Origin of the sequence: Natrinema halophilum, assembly GCF_013402815.2 — an archaeon.
In the GTDB taxonomy this organism is placed as follows: domain Archaea; phylum Halobacteriota; class Halobacteria; order Halobacteriales; family Natrialbaceae; genus Natrinema; species Natrinema halophilum.
Genome location: NZ_CP084880.1, coordinates 344,781 through 357,429 on the forward strand (window position 1 = coordinate 344,781; position 12,649 = coordinate 357,429).

The 12,649-nt window shown below is 61.2% G+C and carries 12 protein-coding genes; 9 read left to right on the forward strand and 3 right to left on the reverse strand.

Features of this window, described 5'->3' with window-relative positions; genetic code table 11:
- Window positions 1–129: 129 nt before the first annotated feature.
- The gene (pdxS, locus tag HYG82_RS43440) at window positions 130–1,050 is read right to left on the reverse strand and encodes a pyridoxal 5'-phosphate synthase lyase subunit PdxS (protein WP_235218020.1); all 921 of its coding nucleotides are present in this window, start codon (window positions 1,048–1,050) and stop codon (window positions 130–132) included.
- 173 nt (window positions 1,051–1,223) lie between these two features.
- Between pdxS and HYG82_RS43445 the strand changes: the two genes are divergently transcribed.
- From HYG82_RS43445 to yqeB, 7 genes are all read left to right on the forward strand, one after another.
- On the forward strand, window positions 1,224–2,621 hold the full coding sequence (locus HYG82_RS43445; protein WP_235218021.1) for an NCS2 family permease: 1,398 nt from the start codon (window positions 1,224–1,226) through the stop codon (window positions 2,619–2,621).
- A 173-nt stretch (window positions 2,622–2,794) separates the two neighbouring features.
- Window positions 2,795–4,180 carry a uracil-xanthine permease family protein gene (locus HYG82_RS43450; RefSeq protein WP_235218022.1) on the forward strand — a complete coding sequence of 462 codons (1,386 nt, stop codon included), beginning with the start codon at window positions 2,795–2,797 and terminating at the stop codon, window positions 4,178–4,180.
- Window positions 4,181–4,295: 115 nt separating this feature from the next.
- On the forward strand, window positions 4,296–5,966 hold the full coding sequence (ade, locus tag HYG82_RS43455; protein ID WP_235218023.1) for an adenine deaminase: 1,671 nt from the start codon (window positions 4,296–4,298) through the stop codon (window positions 5,964–5,966).
- 119 nt (window positions 5,967–6,085) lie between these two features.
- Window positions 6,086–6,457, forward strand: coding sequence for a DsrE/DsrF/TusD sulfur relay family protein (locus HYG82_RS43460; RefSeq protein ID WP_235218024.1), 372 nt, complete (start codon window positions 6,086–6,088; stop codon window positions 6,455–6,457).
- A complete protein-coding gene (locus HYG82_RS43465) occupies window positions 6,454–6,807 on the forward strand; it encodes a DsrE family protein (protein WP_235218025.1) in 354 nt (117 codons plus the stop codon). The genes HYG82_RS43460 and HYG82_RS43465 overlap by 4 nt, the downstream gene beginning before the upstream one ends.
- A gap of 26 nt (window positions 6,808–6,833) precedes the next feature.
- Window positions 6,834–7,055 carry a hypothetical protein gene (locus HYG82_RS43470; protein ID WP_235218026.1) on the forward strand — a complete coding sequence of 74 codons (222 nt, stop codon included), beginning with the start codon at window positions 6,834–6,836 and terminating at the stop codon, window positions 7,053–7,055.
- Entirely contained in the window at window positions 7,052–8,629 is a 1,578-nt protein-coding gene (gene yqeB, locus HYG82_RS43475; RefSeq protein WP_235218027.1) for a selenium-dependent molybdenum cofactor biosynthesis protein YqeB, read from the forward strand. Before HYG82_RS43470 ends, yqeB begins: the two co-directional genes overlap by 4 nt.
- Before the next feature lie 93 nt (window positions 8,630–8,722).
- On the opposite strand, the gene selD is transcribed toward yqeB, so the two are convergent.
- Together selD and HYG82_RS43485 are read right to left on the reverse strand one after the other, a co-directional pair.
- Window positions 8,723–9,751, reverse strand: a complete 1,029-nt coding sequence (gene selD, locus HYG82_RS43480; protein ID WP_235218028.1) for a selenide, water dikinase SelD — start codon at window positions 9,749–9,751, stop codon at window positions 8,723–8,725.
- Window positions 9,744–10,004, reverse strand: coding sequence for a sulfurtransferase TusA family protein (locus HYG82_RS43485; protein ID WP_235218029.1), 261 nt, complete (start codon window positions 10,002–10,004; stop codon window positions 9,744–9,746). Before HYG82_RS43485 ends, selD begins: the two co-directional genes overlap by 8 nt.
- 250 nt (window positions 10,005–10,254) lie before the next feature.
- On the opposite strand from HYG82_RS43485, the gene yqeC reads away from it, so the two are divergent.
- Window positions 10,255–11,004: a selenium cofactor biosynthesis protein YqeC gene (yqeC, locus tag HYG82_RS43490; RefSeq protein ID WP_235218030.1), complete on the forward strand. Its 750-nt coding sequence runs from the start codon at window positions 10,255–10,257 to the stop codon at window positions 11,002–11,004.
- 285 nt (window positions 11,005–11,289) lie between these two features.
- Window positions 11,290–12,504, forward strand: a complete 1,215-nt coding sequence (locus tag HYG82_RS43495; RefSeq protein WP_235218031.1) for an MFS transporter — start codon at window positions 11,290–11,292, stop codon at window positions 12,502–12,504.
- Window positions 12,505–12,649: the final 145 nt, after the last annotated feature.

Genomic DNA, 12,649 nt, shown 5'->3' on the forward strand with positions numbered 1-12,649 from the left:
GGTTCCCCTGTAGCATCCGATTGGATATGGCACGTCAGCGTTGCGAACCAGTATATCACATCGAACGTGACAACTCCGACTTTCACGCACGCTATTCCGTAGCTGACTATCAGGTGTCACACGAGGGGATCAAACGCCCCGGCCCTGCATCTTCTCTTCCTCGGAGAGGTCGACGTTCGCGTCGCCTTTCATCCCCTTGCCGAGGTTCTTCGAAATTTCCGCGAGCGTTTCGGGGTCGTCCCAGTTGTTGGTCGCTTCGACGATCGCTTCGGCCATCACGGGCGGGTTTTCGGCGCCGAAGATGCCGCTGCCGACGAAGATGCCGTCGCACTCGTGGTGCATCATGAGCGCGGCGTCGGCAGGCGTCGCGATGCCGCCGGCGGCGAAGTTGACGACGGGGAGCCGGCCCATTTCGGCGGTCTCGTGGACCAGTTCCGCGGGCGCTTCGATCTCGCGGGCGTAAGCTTCGCGCTCCTCGTGGCTCATCCCCTCGAGTTTGCGGATGGCGCCTTTGATGGTGCGCTGGTGGTGGACGGCCTGGTTGACGTCGCCGGTGCCGGCCTCGCCTTTGGTGCGGATCATCGCCGCGCCTTCGTCGATCCGGCGCAGCGCCTCGCCGAGGTCGCGCGCGCCACAGACGAACGGGGCGGTGAAGTCGCGCTTGTCGATGTGGTAGGCGTCGTCGGCGGGCGTCAGCACCTCGCTTTCGTCGATCATGTCGACACCGACGGCCTCGAGAATCTGGGCCTCTTTGGTGTGGCCGATGCGGGATTTGCCCATAACGGGGATCGAAACCGAGTCGACGATCTCCGCGACGTCGGCGGGGTCTGCCATCCGGGCGACGCCGCCGCGCTTGCGGATGTCCGCGGGGACGGCCTCGAGAGCCATGACGGCGACGGCGCCGGCGTCCTCGGCGATACGAGCCTGTTCGGTGTCGACGACGTCCATGATGACGCCGCCTTTCTGCATGCGCGCGAAGCCGCGCTTGACGAGTTCGGTCCCGCGTCGCAGTTCCTCGAGATCGGCTGGTGGATCTATTGCGTTCACCATGGTAGTCGATATCTCCGGCACAATCGTTATTAGCATGTCGTCGGACGGCTACGTTGCACGGGTGTGCCACGCGATGGTCACAATTTGCCACAGCCTGACGGACTGTCGCAAAACTATTTGGCGGATAACTCATTCAGGAAACCTTTTTATTGATATGGTTTAACATGGATCATATGTCAGATTCAACTGACAATACTTCGCGGGTGGCGGGGTTCTTCGGGTTCGAAGAACACGGTACCGACCTGAAAACAGAGGTGGTGGCAGGAATCACGACGTTCCTCACGATGTCGTACATCATCGTCGTCAACCCTGCAATTCTCTCCGCGGCGATTCAGATAGATGGCTACACCGATCAGGAAGTCTTCCAGATGATCGCCATCGCGACGATTCTATCGTCAGTGATTGGCATTCTCGTCATGGCCCTGTACGCGAATCGACCGTTCGGATTGGCGCCGGGGATGGGGCTGAACGCGTACTTCGCGTTCACGGTCGTCATCGGACTCGGTGTCCCGTGGCAAACGGCGCTTGCGGCCGTCTTCGTCGAGGGGATCATTTTCATCCTGTTGACGTTCGTGGGCGCGAGACGATACATCATCGAACTGTTCCCGGAACCGGTCAAGTTCGCCGTCGGTGCAGGTATCGGGTTGTTCCTCCTGTTGCTCGGCCTCATCGAGATGAACGTGATCGTTGCGGCCGACGCGACGCTGGTCCAGATGAACGACGTGGCGACTGACCCCGTTGCGCTCCTTTCGCTTGCGGGTCTCGCGTTGACCTTCATTCTCTACGCGAAGGGAATTACTGGTGCGATAATCATGGGGATAATTACGACTGCGCTTGCGGGCTGGGGCCTCACGCTCGGCGGCGTAGTCGACCGCGGGGTACTCGCGCCAGAAAATCTCTCCTCGGCACAGTACGACATATCGCCGCTGTTCGGTGCGTTCATCGACGGCTTCAGCGAGATCGAACCGGCAACGTTCGCGCTGGTCGTGTTCACGTTCTTCTTCGTCGACTTTTTCGACACTGCGGGCACGCTCATCGGTGTCTCGCAGTTCGGCGGATTCCTCGACGAAAACGGTGACTTGCCCGAGATGGAGAAGCCGCTCATGGCCGACGCAGTCGGAACCACTGCCGGTGCGATACTCGGGACGTCGACGGTGACGACCTTCGTCGAGAGTTCGGCGGGGATTGAGGAAGGGGGCCGGACTGGGATGACGGCGCTCGTCGCCGGCATCCTCTTTCTGTTGTCCCTGCTCGCTGTCCCCCTGATCACAGCGATTCCGCAGTACGCGTCTTATCTCGCGCTGGTCGTCGTCGGGCTCATTATGCTGGGCAGTGTGACGGATATCGACTGGGACAATCCGGCCTGGCTCATCCCGAGCGGACTCACCATCACCGTCATGCCGCTTACAGCTTCCGTTGCCGACGGACTTGCGGCGGGAATCGTCACTTATCCGATCGTCAAAGCAGCGATGGGTGAACTGGATGACGTCCGCCCAGGTCAGTGGCTTCTGGCTGTGGCGTTTATTTTCTATTACTACATCACCGCAGGAGGTGTAATATCTGGTACATAAAATCCGTTTGTTGTTCGTTCATTTGATTCCACAATCCGAGCAATAATCTGTGGAATAATGTGATAACGAACTAGTGTGTGGCTCTTTGCTCCCCATTTTCGTCATATAGTGGCCAAATACCTGCCCTACAAAGAACTTATCAAGGTCGGGGATGATCTGGGTTATGTTATCCCATGTCATCCAGTGATGGGTCGATCGATCTGGCGTATGAACTAGAAGACAAACCGCCGATACCGGAGGCGCTTTTACTCGGATTGCAACACGTATCGGCGATGTTCGTCCCGACGATTGCGGTGGCAATCATCGTCGCCGGTGCAGTCGGGGTCAGCAGCGGTGACACGACGTACCTCATCCAGATGGTCCTGGTATTCTCCGGGTTGGCCACGCTCGTTCAGGTCTTCCCGTTTGGACCGGTCGGTGCGAAACTTCCGATCGTGATGGGGACGAGTTTCGCGTTCGTCGGCGCGGCGATAGCCATCGGCAGTCAGTACGGGCTCGATGCGGTCTTCGGTGCGGTCGTCATCGGTGCGCTGGTCGAGATTCTGATCGGCTGGCAGTACGATCGGATCAAAACTCTGTTCCCACCGCTCGTTACTGGCCTCATCGTCATGATCCTCGGTCTCTACCTGATCCCGGTCGGGATGGACTACATGGCAGGCGGGGTCGGCGCGTCCGATTACGGTTCATACACGAACCTCGGCCTCGCATTGCTCGTCCTGGGTGTCACCGTCGGAATGAACCTGTTTATGGACGGAATCTGGCGGCTTCTCAGCATTCTGATTGGAATCGTCGTCGGCTACATCGCCGCCGTCGCCCTGGGCGTCGTAGATTTCTCCACTGTCGCGGACGCGGGCTGGTTCGCACTCCCGATTCCGGGCCGATTCGGGTTCCAGTTCGAACCGGTCGCCATCCTGACGATCACCGCGATTCACATCACAGCTGCGATAGAATCCATCGGGGATATGTCCGGAATCACGGCTGCAGAAGGACGAAACCCTGACAATGACGAAATTAGTGGCGGCCTCTTCGTCGACGGTCTCGGCAGTTCGATCGGCGCCATTTTCGGCGCGTTCCCGCTGACGACGTTCTCACAGAACGTCGGAATAATCAACTTCACTGGCGTTATGAGCCGCTATGTGGTCGGCATTAGCGGTGCCGTGTTGCTGGTTCTCGGATTCATTCCGAAGGTCAGCGCCGTCGTCGCGACGATCCCAAGCGCCGTTCTCGGCGGTGCGGTGATCGTCATGTTCGGTATGGTGATGGCGAGCGGCCTCCGGCTCATCTTCTTGAACGAACGCATGAACCGCCGGAACATGGTGATCATAGCCGTCTCGATCGGTCTCGGTCTCGGCGTCGAAGTTCGAGCCGAAATCTTCGAAGCGATGCCGACCGGGGTCCGCATTTTCTTCGGCAACGCGATTATCATGACCGCGATCTGTGCGGTCCTGCTCAATACGCTCGTCCCGCGCCCGGACGGAGAGTACGAGATGGGACTCGAAGAGCCGGTCGACGGCGACGATCCATCACCGGCGGAACCCACTGCCATGAACGAAGACTAATACTGATTACAAAGCGAGCATACAGCATAGGTATGCACAGAACAGGTCCGACCGATCGCACGCCCGGCCAATCGACGGCCGTCGCAGTACACGGGAGTAGCATCACGACCCATACATGAACCGCGTCGACACACTCGTTCGGGGAACGCTCGTCAACGTCAACACCGGGTCCCTCGAAGACCGGGCGATCGCCATAGACGATGGGGAAATAGTCGCGCTCGAGGAGCGGCCGGCAGATCGGGAACTCGAGGCCGAATACGTCGCTCCGGGATTGATCGACGCACACGTACACGTCGAGTCGAGCATGGTCACGGTGCCTCAGTACGGCGAAGCACTGGTGCCTCGCGGGGTGACAAGTATCATCCACGACCCCCACGAAATCGCGAACGTCCTCGGCGCCGACGGCGTCCGGGCCGCCTTCGAAGACGCGACGCAAACCCCGTTGAAGGTCAGGTTCGGCGTCCCGTCGAGCGTGCCCGCTTCGAATTTGCAGGACGGCGGTGCGACGCTCGACGCCGACGACGTCTCGCCGCTGCTCGATCACGAACTGGTCGTCGCACTCGCGGAGGTGATGGACCTGCCCGCTCTCGTCGGGGGCGACGAGGACCTGCACGCGAAAATCGGTGCCGCGCGTGAGCGCGGGCTCACGGTCGACGGACACCTTCCGCGGGTGTCCGGTTCGGACCTGCAGGAGGCTGCACGATACCTCGACAACGATCACGAGAGTATTACCGAGGCCGAGGCACGCGAGAAAGTCGACCTCGGATTCCGCGTCTACCTGCGCGAAGGATCGTCGACGAAGAACCTCGCCGACCTCGTGAGTCTCGTCGACGACGTTCCCACGCGTCGGCTGTCGCTGTGTACGGACGACCGCGACGTAGTCGATCTGGTCGAAAACGGCGGCGTCGACTTCGCGGTGCGAAAGGCGATCGACGAGGGCGTCGACCCTGTCGAAGCCGTCCAGATGGCGACGCTGAACACGGCCGAGTCCTACGACCTTCCGTTCGGACGGATCGAACCGGGTGCGCCAGCCGATCTCGTCTTGCTCGACGACCTCGAGTCGTGGAGCGTCGATCACGTCCTCGTCGATGGACGGCTCGATCCGACGAGCACTCAGCGCGATCCACCATCGACCGCACTCTCGACGGGGACCGTGGATTTCGCTCCGGTTGCGGAGCCCGATCTCGCGCTCCCCGCCCCTGAATCGGCGTCGGAGACGGCCACCGTCCGCGTAATCGACCTCGTCGGGGGGATTCAGACGGGACGTGCCGAAGCGTCACTTCCCGTCGACGACGGTACGATCCAACCGGCACCCGACGAGGACGTGCTTCCGATCGCGGTCATCGAACGGCACGGCCGCGACGCCGGCATCGGCCGCGGCTTCGTCGAGGGGCTCGGCCTCGAGCGCGGGGCGATCGGGTCGACGGTCGCACACGACGCACACAACTGCGTCGTTGCGGGAACGTCCTACGATGCGATGGCTCGAGTTGCGAATCATCTCCGAGCGGTCGACGGTGGTATCGCGGTGTGCGATCCCGAACGTGAGGGTGACGACATTTCGGCGATTCCGTTGCCCGTGGCCGGGTTAATGTCGGACGAGCCGTTGACTGACGTCTTCGAGCAGTTCAAATCGGTCACCGCCCGGGCGGAAGACCTCGGCCTCGACCGCCACGGTCTGATGACGCTTTCGTTCCTCGCTCTCGAGGTGATCCCGGAGTACCGGTTGACGAACCGGGGGCTCGTCGACGTCGAGCGCTGGGACCACGTCGACGCAGTGGTCGAGTGACTCGGGACAGTCGCGCCGAGACGGGAAGGCGGAACGACAGGCGGTCGACGGCCGGTTCGTCCGAATGATATTTTGTGGGATGCTAACTCTTATTATCGCACTCGGCCAACGTCTCGGACATGATCCACGTCGGGTTTCTGCTTACCGGTGGCCCCTTCGATAGCGAACGGTGGCGGACAGCATACGAACTCGGCCGGGCAGCGCTCGACGCCGGTCACGAGGTCACGTACTTCCATTATCTCGACGGCGCCTACGTTCCGGTCGCCGACCAGCACCTCCCCGACTGTTCGGAGGCGGGACTGTACGACGAAATGCCGACGGATAAGTTTCAGGACCTGATCGACGACGGTGCCGAGGTGATTTGCTGCGGCCTCTGTGTGAACGCACGGGGTATCGACGCCGAAACGGACTACCCGGACGGCGTCGAAGTCGGTCTGCTGCCGGATCTGGCGGATATACTCGGCGAGGCCGATCGGGTGATCTCGCTATGAAACGAGACGTCCTCGTCTTGCTCACGCGAGGGCCATACGGTCGCGTCCACGTCCCTGAAGGGCTTCGGGCGGCTCGTGGCGTCGCTGCCGGCTTCGATCGTCACGACGTCTCCGTCGTGTTCACGCAGGACGGTATCTACGCCGCTCGAGCGGCGGTCGACCGCGATGCGCTCAACATGACCGACCATCTCATCGACCTCGCAGAGGAAGAGGGTGAGTTGTTCGTCGACGAGGCATCGATGACGGCACGCGACGTCACACCCGAGGAAATAGCTCCCGACGTCGGCATCAAGACCGGCGAGGAGATCGCGTCGATGATCAAGCAGGCTGATCACACTCTCGACTTTTGACAATGTTGTATTTGATTGACAAACCGATGGCGGAAATCGGACTGCGATCGGCGGCGAACGACGACGACGGAATCGTCGTCCTGATACAGGACGGCGTCTTGCTCGATCCGGATCTCGACGCGCCGACGCTCGCAGTCGAACGCGACCTCGAGATGCGCGGTCTGACCGCGCCCGAACGAATCGACACCGTCACGTACGACGAACTGATGACGCTCATGGTCGATCACGAGGTGACGAGTTTCGTATGACGCTCTTCGATCGCGTCGACGAACTCGTCGAGCAGGGACGGCCGGCCTCGATGCTGACCGTCGTGGGCAAAGACGGAAGTGCGCCGCGGGACGTCGGGGCGAAAATGCTCGTGACCGACGAAGACGAGTACGGAACGATCGGCGGCGGAACGGTCGAAGGGCTCGCCGTCGACGAAGCTCGTGACGTCCTCCGCGGCGACGCCGATCCCGGGGTCCGGTCGTACGAACTGCGTCCCGGCGGCAACACCGGCATGGTCTGTGGCGGGTCCATGGACGTCTTTATCGATCGAATCCGGGGCCGCTCTCGGCTCCATGTCGCGGGCGGTGGACACATCGGCGTCGAACTCGCGGCGATGGGGAACCGACTCGGTTACGACGTCACCGTCGTCGACGACCGCGAGGAATACGCATCCTCGGACCGGTTTGCTGCGGAGGCGGACGTCGTTCACGGGGACTACGACGAGGTCCTCGCCGAACTCCCGATGACGTCGGAAACGGCGGTCGCCGTCGCGACGCGAAGCGGAACGTTCGACCGACAGGCCGTCGCCGCCGCAATCGACGGTGGCGCCGGCTACGTCGGCGTCGTTGCCAGCGAAGACAAGGCGGCTCACATTTTCGATTCGTTGCTCGAGGAGGGTTACTCGCGCCGAGACCTCGTTCGCGTCCGCGCGCCCGTCGGGCTCGACCTCGGTGGGGGTGGACCCGAAGACGTCGCGCTCTCGGTTCTCGCCGAGATGCACCGCGATCGCTACGACACGACAGGCGAGCGAGCGACCAGACACGATCTCGAGGACCTCGTCGTCGTTCGCGGTGGCGGCGACCTCGGGAGTGGTGTGGTCTATCGCCTCCATCGAGCAGGCTATCCGGTCATCGTGGCTGAGACGGCGCGGCCGACCGTCGTCCGCCGCGCGGTCGCGTTCGGCGCTGCGATGTACGAGGACGAAGTCTCCATACAGGGCGTCACGGGCCGTCAGGCCGCCGATATCGACGACGCACTCGCCGCTATCAAAGACGACGAGGTGCCCGTCCTCGAGGACCCGAACGCGACCGTCGTCGACGAACTCGAGCCGAAGGCCGTCGTCGATGCGATTATGGCCAAGGGGAAGACGGACACCGGAACCCGCCGGGACCTCGCGGACGTCGTCATCGGTCTCGGTCCGGGATTCGAGGCCGGCGAGAACGTGGACGCCGTCGTCGAAACCGATCGTGGACACGAACTCGGACACGTCATCTACGACGGGAAACCCAGCCCGTACGACGGCGAACCGGGTGAACGTCGTGGGTACACTCACGAGCGAGTTCTCAGAGCCCCAAGCGACGGCGTGTGGTCGCCGTCGGTCGAAATCGGCGACATCGTCGAGGCGGAGGCAACCGTCGGCTACGTCGACGACGATCCGGTCGTCACGGCAATCGGCGGGCTCGTCCGGGGACTCGTCCACGACGGCGTTTCCGTCTCTTCTGGCGCGAAACTCGGTGACGTCGATCCCCGAGATGACGTCGACTACACGAAGATTTCCGACAAAGCGCTCTGTCTCGGCGGCGGCGTTCTCGAAGCGTTGCTCAACCTCTCCTAGAGACAGCTCGGACAAGCCGTTTGCAGTCGGTGTCCGTTCGATTCCACAGCCCGTACCCCGGTCAGGGGCTCGTGGACGATCAGCTGCGGGCGATCAGCCGTGGACCCGTTCGATCGTCGGATCGACGATCGTCGCGCCGGAATCGGTCGTAACGCGGCCGACGTGACGATAGAACACGTTTGCATCTGAGAGGGAGGACTCGAACGCGTCCGTCTGTCGGTCAGGGACCGCTAGTAATAGCCCCCCGCTCGTTTCCGCACTCTCGCCGTCTTCGAGGCCGTAGCCGAAAAGCTGGGAGAGCTCGAGGGTGCCGTCGATGATGGGGAGGTGCGTGAGCTCGACGCCGACGCCGGCGTTCTCCGCGAGGACGCGAGCCTGTCCCAGGAGCCCGAAGCCCGTGATATCGGTCGCGGCCGTCGCGTATTCCCGGGCCGCGAGCATCGCGTCCCTGTTCGGCGTCGTCATCCACGCGAGCGCCTCGTCTGCGATGTCCTGTACGGGTCGGGCCGTCGTTTCCGCGATCGTCTCGCCGAATTCTCCGTCTCGCACACGGAGCGCGCCCATCGCCGGTTGCGTGCCGAGCGGTTTCGTCAGATAGAGACGGTCCGACGGCGAGGCGTCGCTCGTCTGGAGGACGTGTTCCGACGGAGTGGTGGCGATGACGGACCCGCCCGCGATCGGCCATGGGTTCATGATCGTGTGTCCACCCGCGACGACGCCCTCCATGTCGTCCACCGCGTCGACGATGCCGCACAGAACGTCCGTGGCCGCGTCCGTTAGTTCCTGTGGCAGGCCGAGGACCACCAGAAATGTCAGATCATCGCCAGCACCGGTCGCGAACGCGTCGCTGGCCGCATTACACGCGGCGATGCGACCGAATTCGTACGGGTCGTCTATAATCGGCGTGAAGAAATCGATCGTGGAGACGACACTGAGACCGTCGGCGATGACGCGAGCGCTCGCGTCCTCGCCGACACCGAACTGCAGTTCCTCCTGAGCCTCGGATAACCCGACGTCTGTGAGCAACGAGTCGAGTTCGGCCTGACCGACTTTACACGAACAGCCGTGAAGCTCTGCGTATTCGGTCAGGGCTGGTGAGCGGTCGTCACCTGCGTCAGACATCCTCTTCCTCCGATCGGCTCGAGTCGGCAGATGGACGAATGAGCAATTCAAAGCTACCGTCGGCGTCTTCGGGTGCCGGCCGATCCTCGACTTCGTAGCCGTGTTTCGTACATGTTCGGCGGAGATTGGTTTCTGCTGGCGGGTAATCTCCCCGAACGAGCAGTTCGTCGTTCTCGCCCAGGTCGGACAACCGCCGACGAACGATGAGAGCGGGACGCGGACATACTTCCCCTGTGACGTCCACACGTTCCATACCGATCCATTCCGACCCTGTCCGAATAATTGTATCGCCACGCCTGGGTAGCGTCGGTGGGATCTCGTCACCTGTCTCCGACCGGTTCCGGCGGGAGCCGAATTCGGTTTCTCCTTCGAGCCGCCACCGGATTCCAATTCGATTTCGACCGGTTTGCTTTTTACGGGACGCTCGAGACGCACGTCCCGAGTCGTAGCCCAGAGGCGATTCCCGCCGCAACCCTCATCTCCCCGGCCACTGTGGATACACTATGAATCTTGCCGAAACGCTCGGCCTCGGGGACGACGAACTCGTTTCGTTCGTCGGCGCTGGCGGAAAAAAGACTGCCATGACTCGGTTAGTCGCTGAGGCGAGCGAACGAGGTCTCGAGGCGGGATACACCACGACGACACACATGCCGCCGCCGGATCTTCCGCTCGTTCTCGCCGACCCGGATCGCATCGAGTCCAGTGTCGACGATGCCACAGCTCCGATCGCACTGGCCCGTACACGCGTCTCCAATCCATCCCGCGTCGACGAGAAGGTACGAGGATACCAGCCGGCTACCCTCAATTCGCTGTTCGACGATGCTCCGTTCGACTGGCTCCTCGTCAAAGCCGATGGGGCCAGAATGCGCGAATTCAAAGCACCTGGCCCGAACGAACCGCCGATTCCACAGACGAGCACGGTCGTCGTTCCGGTTGCATCCGTTCAAGCTGTCGGCCAGCCACTCGCCGACGACGTCGTCCACCGTGTCGATCGAATCGAACGCTGTGCGGATATCTCGGCAGGCGAGCGTATCACACCGGACGTCATCGGACAGGTTCTCGCTCATCCTGACGGTGGCCTGAAGCACGTTCCCGACGATGCGACGGTCGTTCCGCTCGTTAACAAAGCGGACGATGCCACGCTTGCGAGACAGGCAACGGATGCCGTCTCGACGGCCCTCGAGCGCACTTCCCGGCTCGACCGGGGGATCGTCACCTCGTTCGAAACGAACCGTCTCACCGCCGTCACGTGACCAGTTCCACTCCACTCGCCTCCATACTCGCCGCTCGAGAGACGCCTATCTCCCGGGACCGACGACAACTGGTCCCATTCCTCATTCCGGCCGGGAATGGGAGTTTTTATCCCAAACAAACACAGATGCGTAACTAACGACGAAAACAAAACAAATCGGCTTCGAATCGTTCCGTCGATTTCACCAATGTATGCGTGTTTCCGATCCCATCCGGATCCCGCTGAACTGCTCACCCATTGTCCCGTGAAGCGTCGGTATCCGAAACCGTTTCCCTCGTAGCCACCAATGACGACCCGTCCCACTACCGAAAACGGATCACAGGCTATCCCGTGGCGATCCCCATTTCTTCACGTCATACTAGCAAGTTCGTTGATCGGCGTCATGGGCGTCTCCCTGCTCAGTCCGGTATTGCCGGCGCTCAGAGCTGCCTTCGATATCACTGACTCGCAAGTCGGCTTGATCATTACTGTCTATACGCTACCCGGAATACTTCTGACTCCGTTCGTTGGACTCGTCGCAGACCGACTGGGTCGGCGACGAACGTTAATTCCGTTGTTGTTCATCTTTGGGACTGCCGGAACCGCTATCGCGGTTACGAACACCTTCGAGATGGTCCTCGTCCTCCGGTTCGTCCAGGGAATCGGTGCCAGTGCGCTAATCACGCTCGCTATCACTCTCATCGGGGACTACTACGAGGGACAACGACAACGATCGATTGTCGGCATCAATAGCAGCGCAATCGGGACGGGTGCAGCGCTTTATCCGTTGATCGGTGGAGCCCTCGCGGCGATACGGTGGAACGTCCCGTTTCTCTTTTTCGGCGTCGCGTTTCTGGTCGGGATCGCCGCGGCGTTGATCCTCGAGGAACCGGCCGTCGATGCGCCTCCGTCGCTTCGGACGTACTTAAAACGCGTCGTACAAGCCGTAACGAGGCGTGATGCGTTCGGGATTTACGTCGCATCGTTTGCCACCTTCTTCCTGTTCTACGGCGGCGTACTTACTGCGATACCGCTTTTGCTCACCGACGAGTACGGAGTCGTCGAACCGTATCTCGGATTTCTCCTTGCGATCGTCTCCTTCTCTAATGCCATCACAGCATCCTTCTACGGCCGTCTCGAACCGTACTTCGATCTCCCCTCGCTCGTCGCGTTTGGATTCACGTGCTTCGGCCTCGCGCTGCTCGGAATTCGAGTCGTTACGTCGCCAGCAGAGGTCGGTCTGTTGCTCGTGATCTTTGGCGTCGGATTCGGTATCGTCATGCCGTCGCTTAATGCATCGATCGTTTCGCTTGCCGCCGACCACCTGCGCGCGAGTATGCTCGGAACGCAGACGAGCATGCTTCGAATCGGACAGACGATCGGCCCAATTGCGTTCACAGGGGTGGCCGCAGTCGGTTTCGAGAAACAGTTAGCCGGATATCGCGTCGTTCTCCCTGTCGCCGGTCTGCTTTCGATACTGGCTGCGGTGACCGGATGGCTCTATATCTCGTTTCGGTCATGAGGCTCTCGATCGTAAAAACGACTCGTATGCGGGATTCACACCGAAAATACTGCATGGTACTAGAAATAGCCATGTCGGCATTTTTGAAACATAGTAGATAATAATTGATAATAGAAAAATAAGCGAAAAATTTGGATATAGTCAT

What these genes read in the sequence shown, in the direction of transcription:
- HYG82_RS43460 (WP_235218024.1), top strand. Translation starts at nt 6,086, where the DNA reads ATGATCCACGTCGGGTTTCTGCTTACCGGTGGCCCCTTCGATAGCGAA.
- HYG82_RS43445 (WP_235218021.1), top strand. Translation starts at nt 1,224, where the DNA reads ATGTCAGATTCAACTGACAATACTTCGCGGGTGGCGGGGTTCTTCGGG.
- pdxS (WP_235218020.1), bottom strand. Translation starts at nt 1,050, where the DNA reads ATGGTGAACGCAATAGATCCACCAGCCGATCTCGAGGAACTGCGACGC.
- HYG82_RS43485 (WP_235218029.1), bottom strand. Translation starts at nt 10,004, where the DNA reads ATGGAACGTGTGGACGTCACAGGGGAAGTATGTCCGCGTCCCGCTCTC.
- yqeB (WP_235218027.1), top strand. Translation starts at nt 7,052, where the DNA reads ATGACGCTCTTCGATCGCGTCGACGAACTCGTCGAGCAGGGACGGCCG.
- HYG82_RS43495 (WP_235218031.1), top strand. Translation starts at nt 11,290, where the DNA reads ATGACGACCCGTCCCACTACCGAAAACGGATCACAGGCTATCCCGTGG.
- yqeC (WP_235218030.1), top strand. Translation starts at nt 10,255, where the DNA reads ATGAATCTTGCCGAAACGCTCGGCCTCGGGGACGACGAACTCGTTTCG.
- ade (WP_235218023.1), top strand. Translation starts at nt 4,296, where the DNA reads ATGAACCGCGTCGACACACTCGTTCGGGGAACGCTCGTCAACGTCAAC.
- selD (WP_235218028.1), bottom strand. Translation starts at nt 9,751, where the DNA reads ATGTCTGACGCAGGTGACGACCGCTCACCAGCCCTGACCGAATACGCA.
- HYG82_RS43450 (WP_235218022.1), top strand. Translation starts at nt 2,795, where the DNA reads ATGTCATCCAGTGATGGGTCGATCGATCTGGCGTATGAACTAGAAGAC.
- HYG82_RS43465 (WP_235218025.1), top strand. Translation starts at nt 6,454, where the DNA reads ATGAAACGAGACGTCCTCGTCTTGCTCACGCGAGGGCCATACGGTCGC.
- HYG82_RS43470 (WP_235218026.1), top strand. Translation starts at nt 6,834, where the DNA reads ATGGCGGAAATCGGACTGCGATCGGCGGCGAACGACGACGACGGAATC.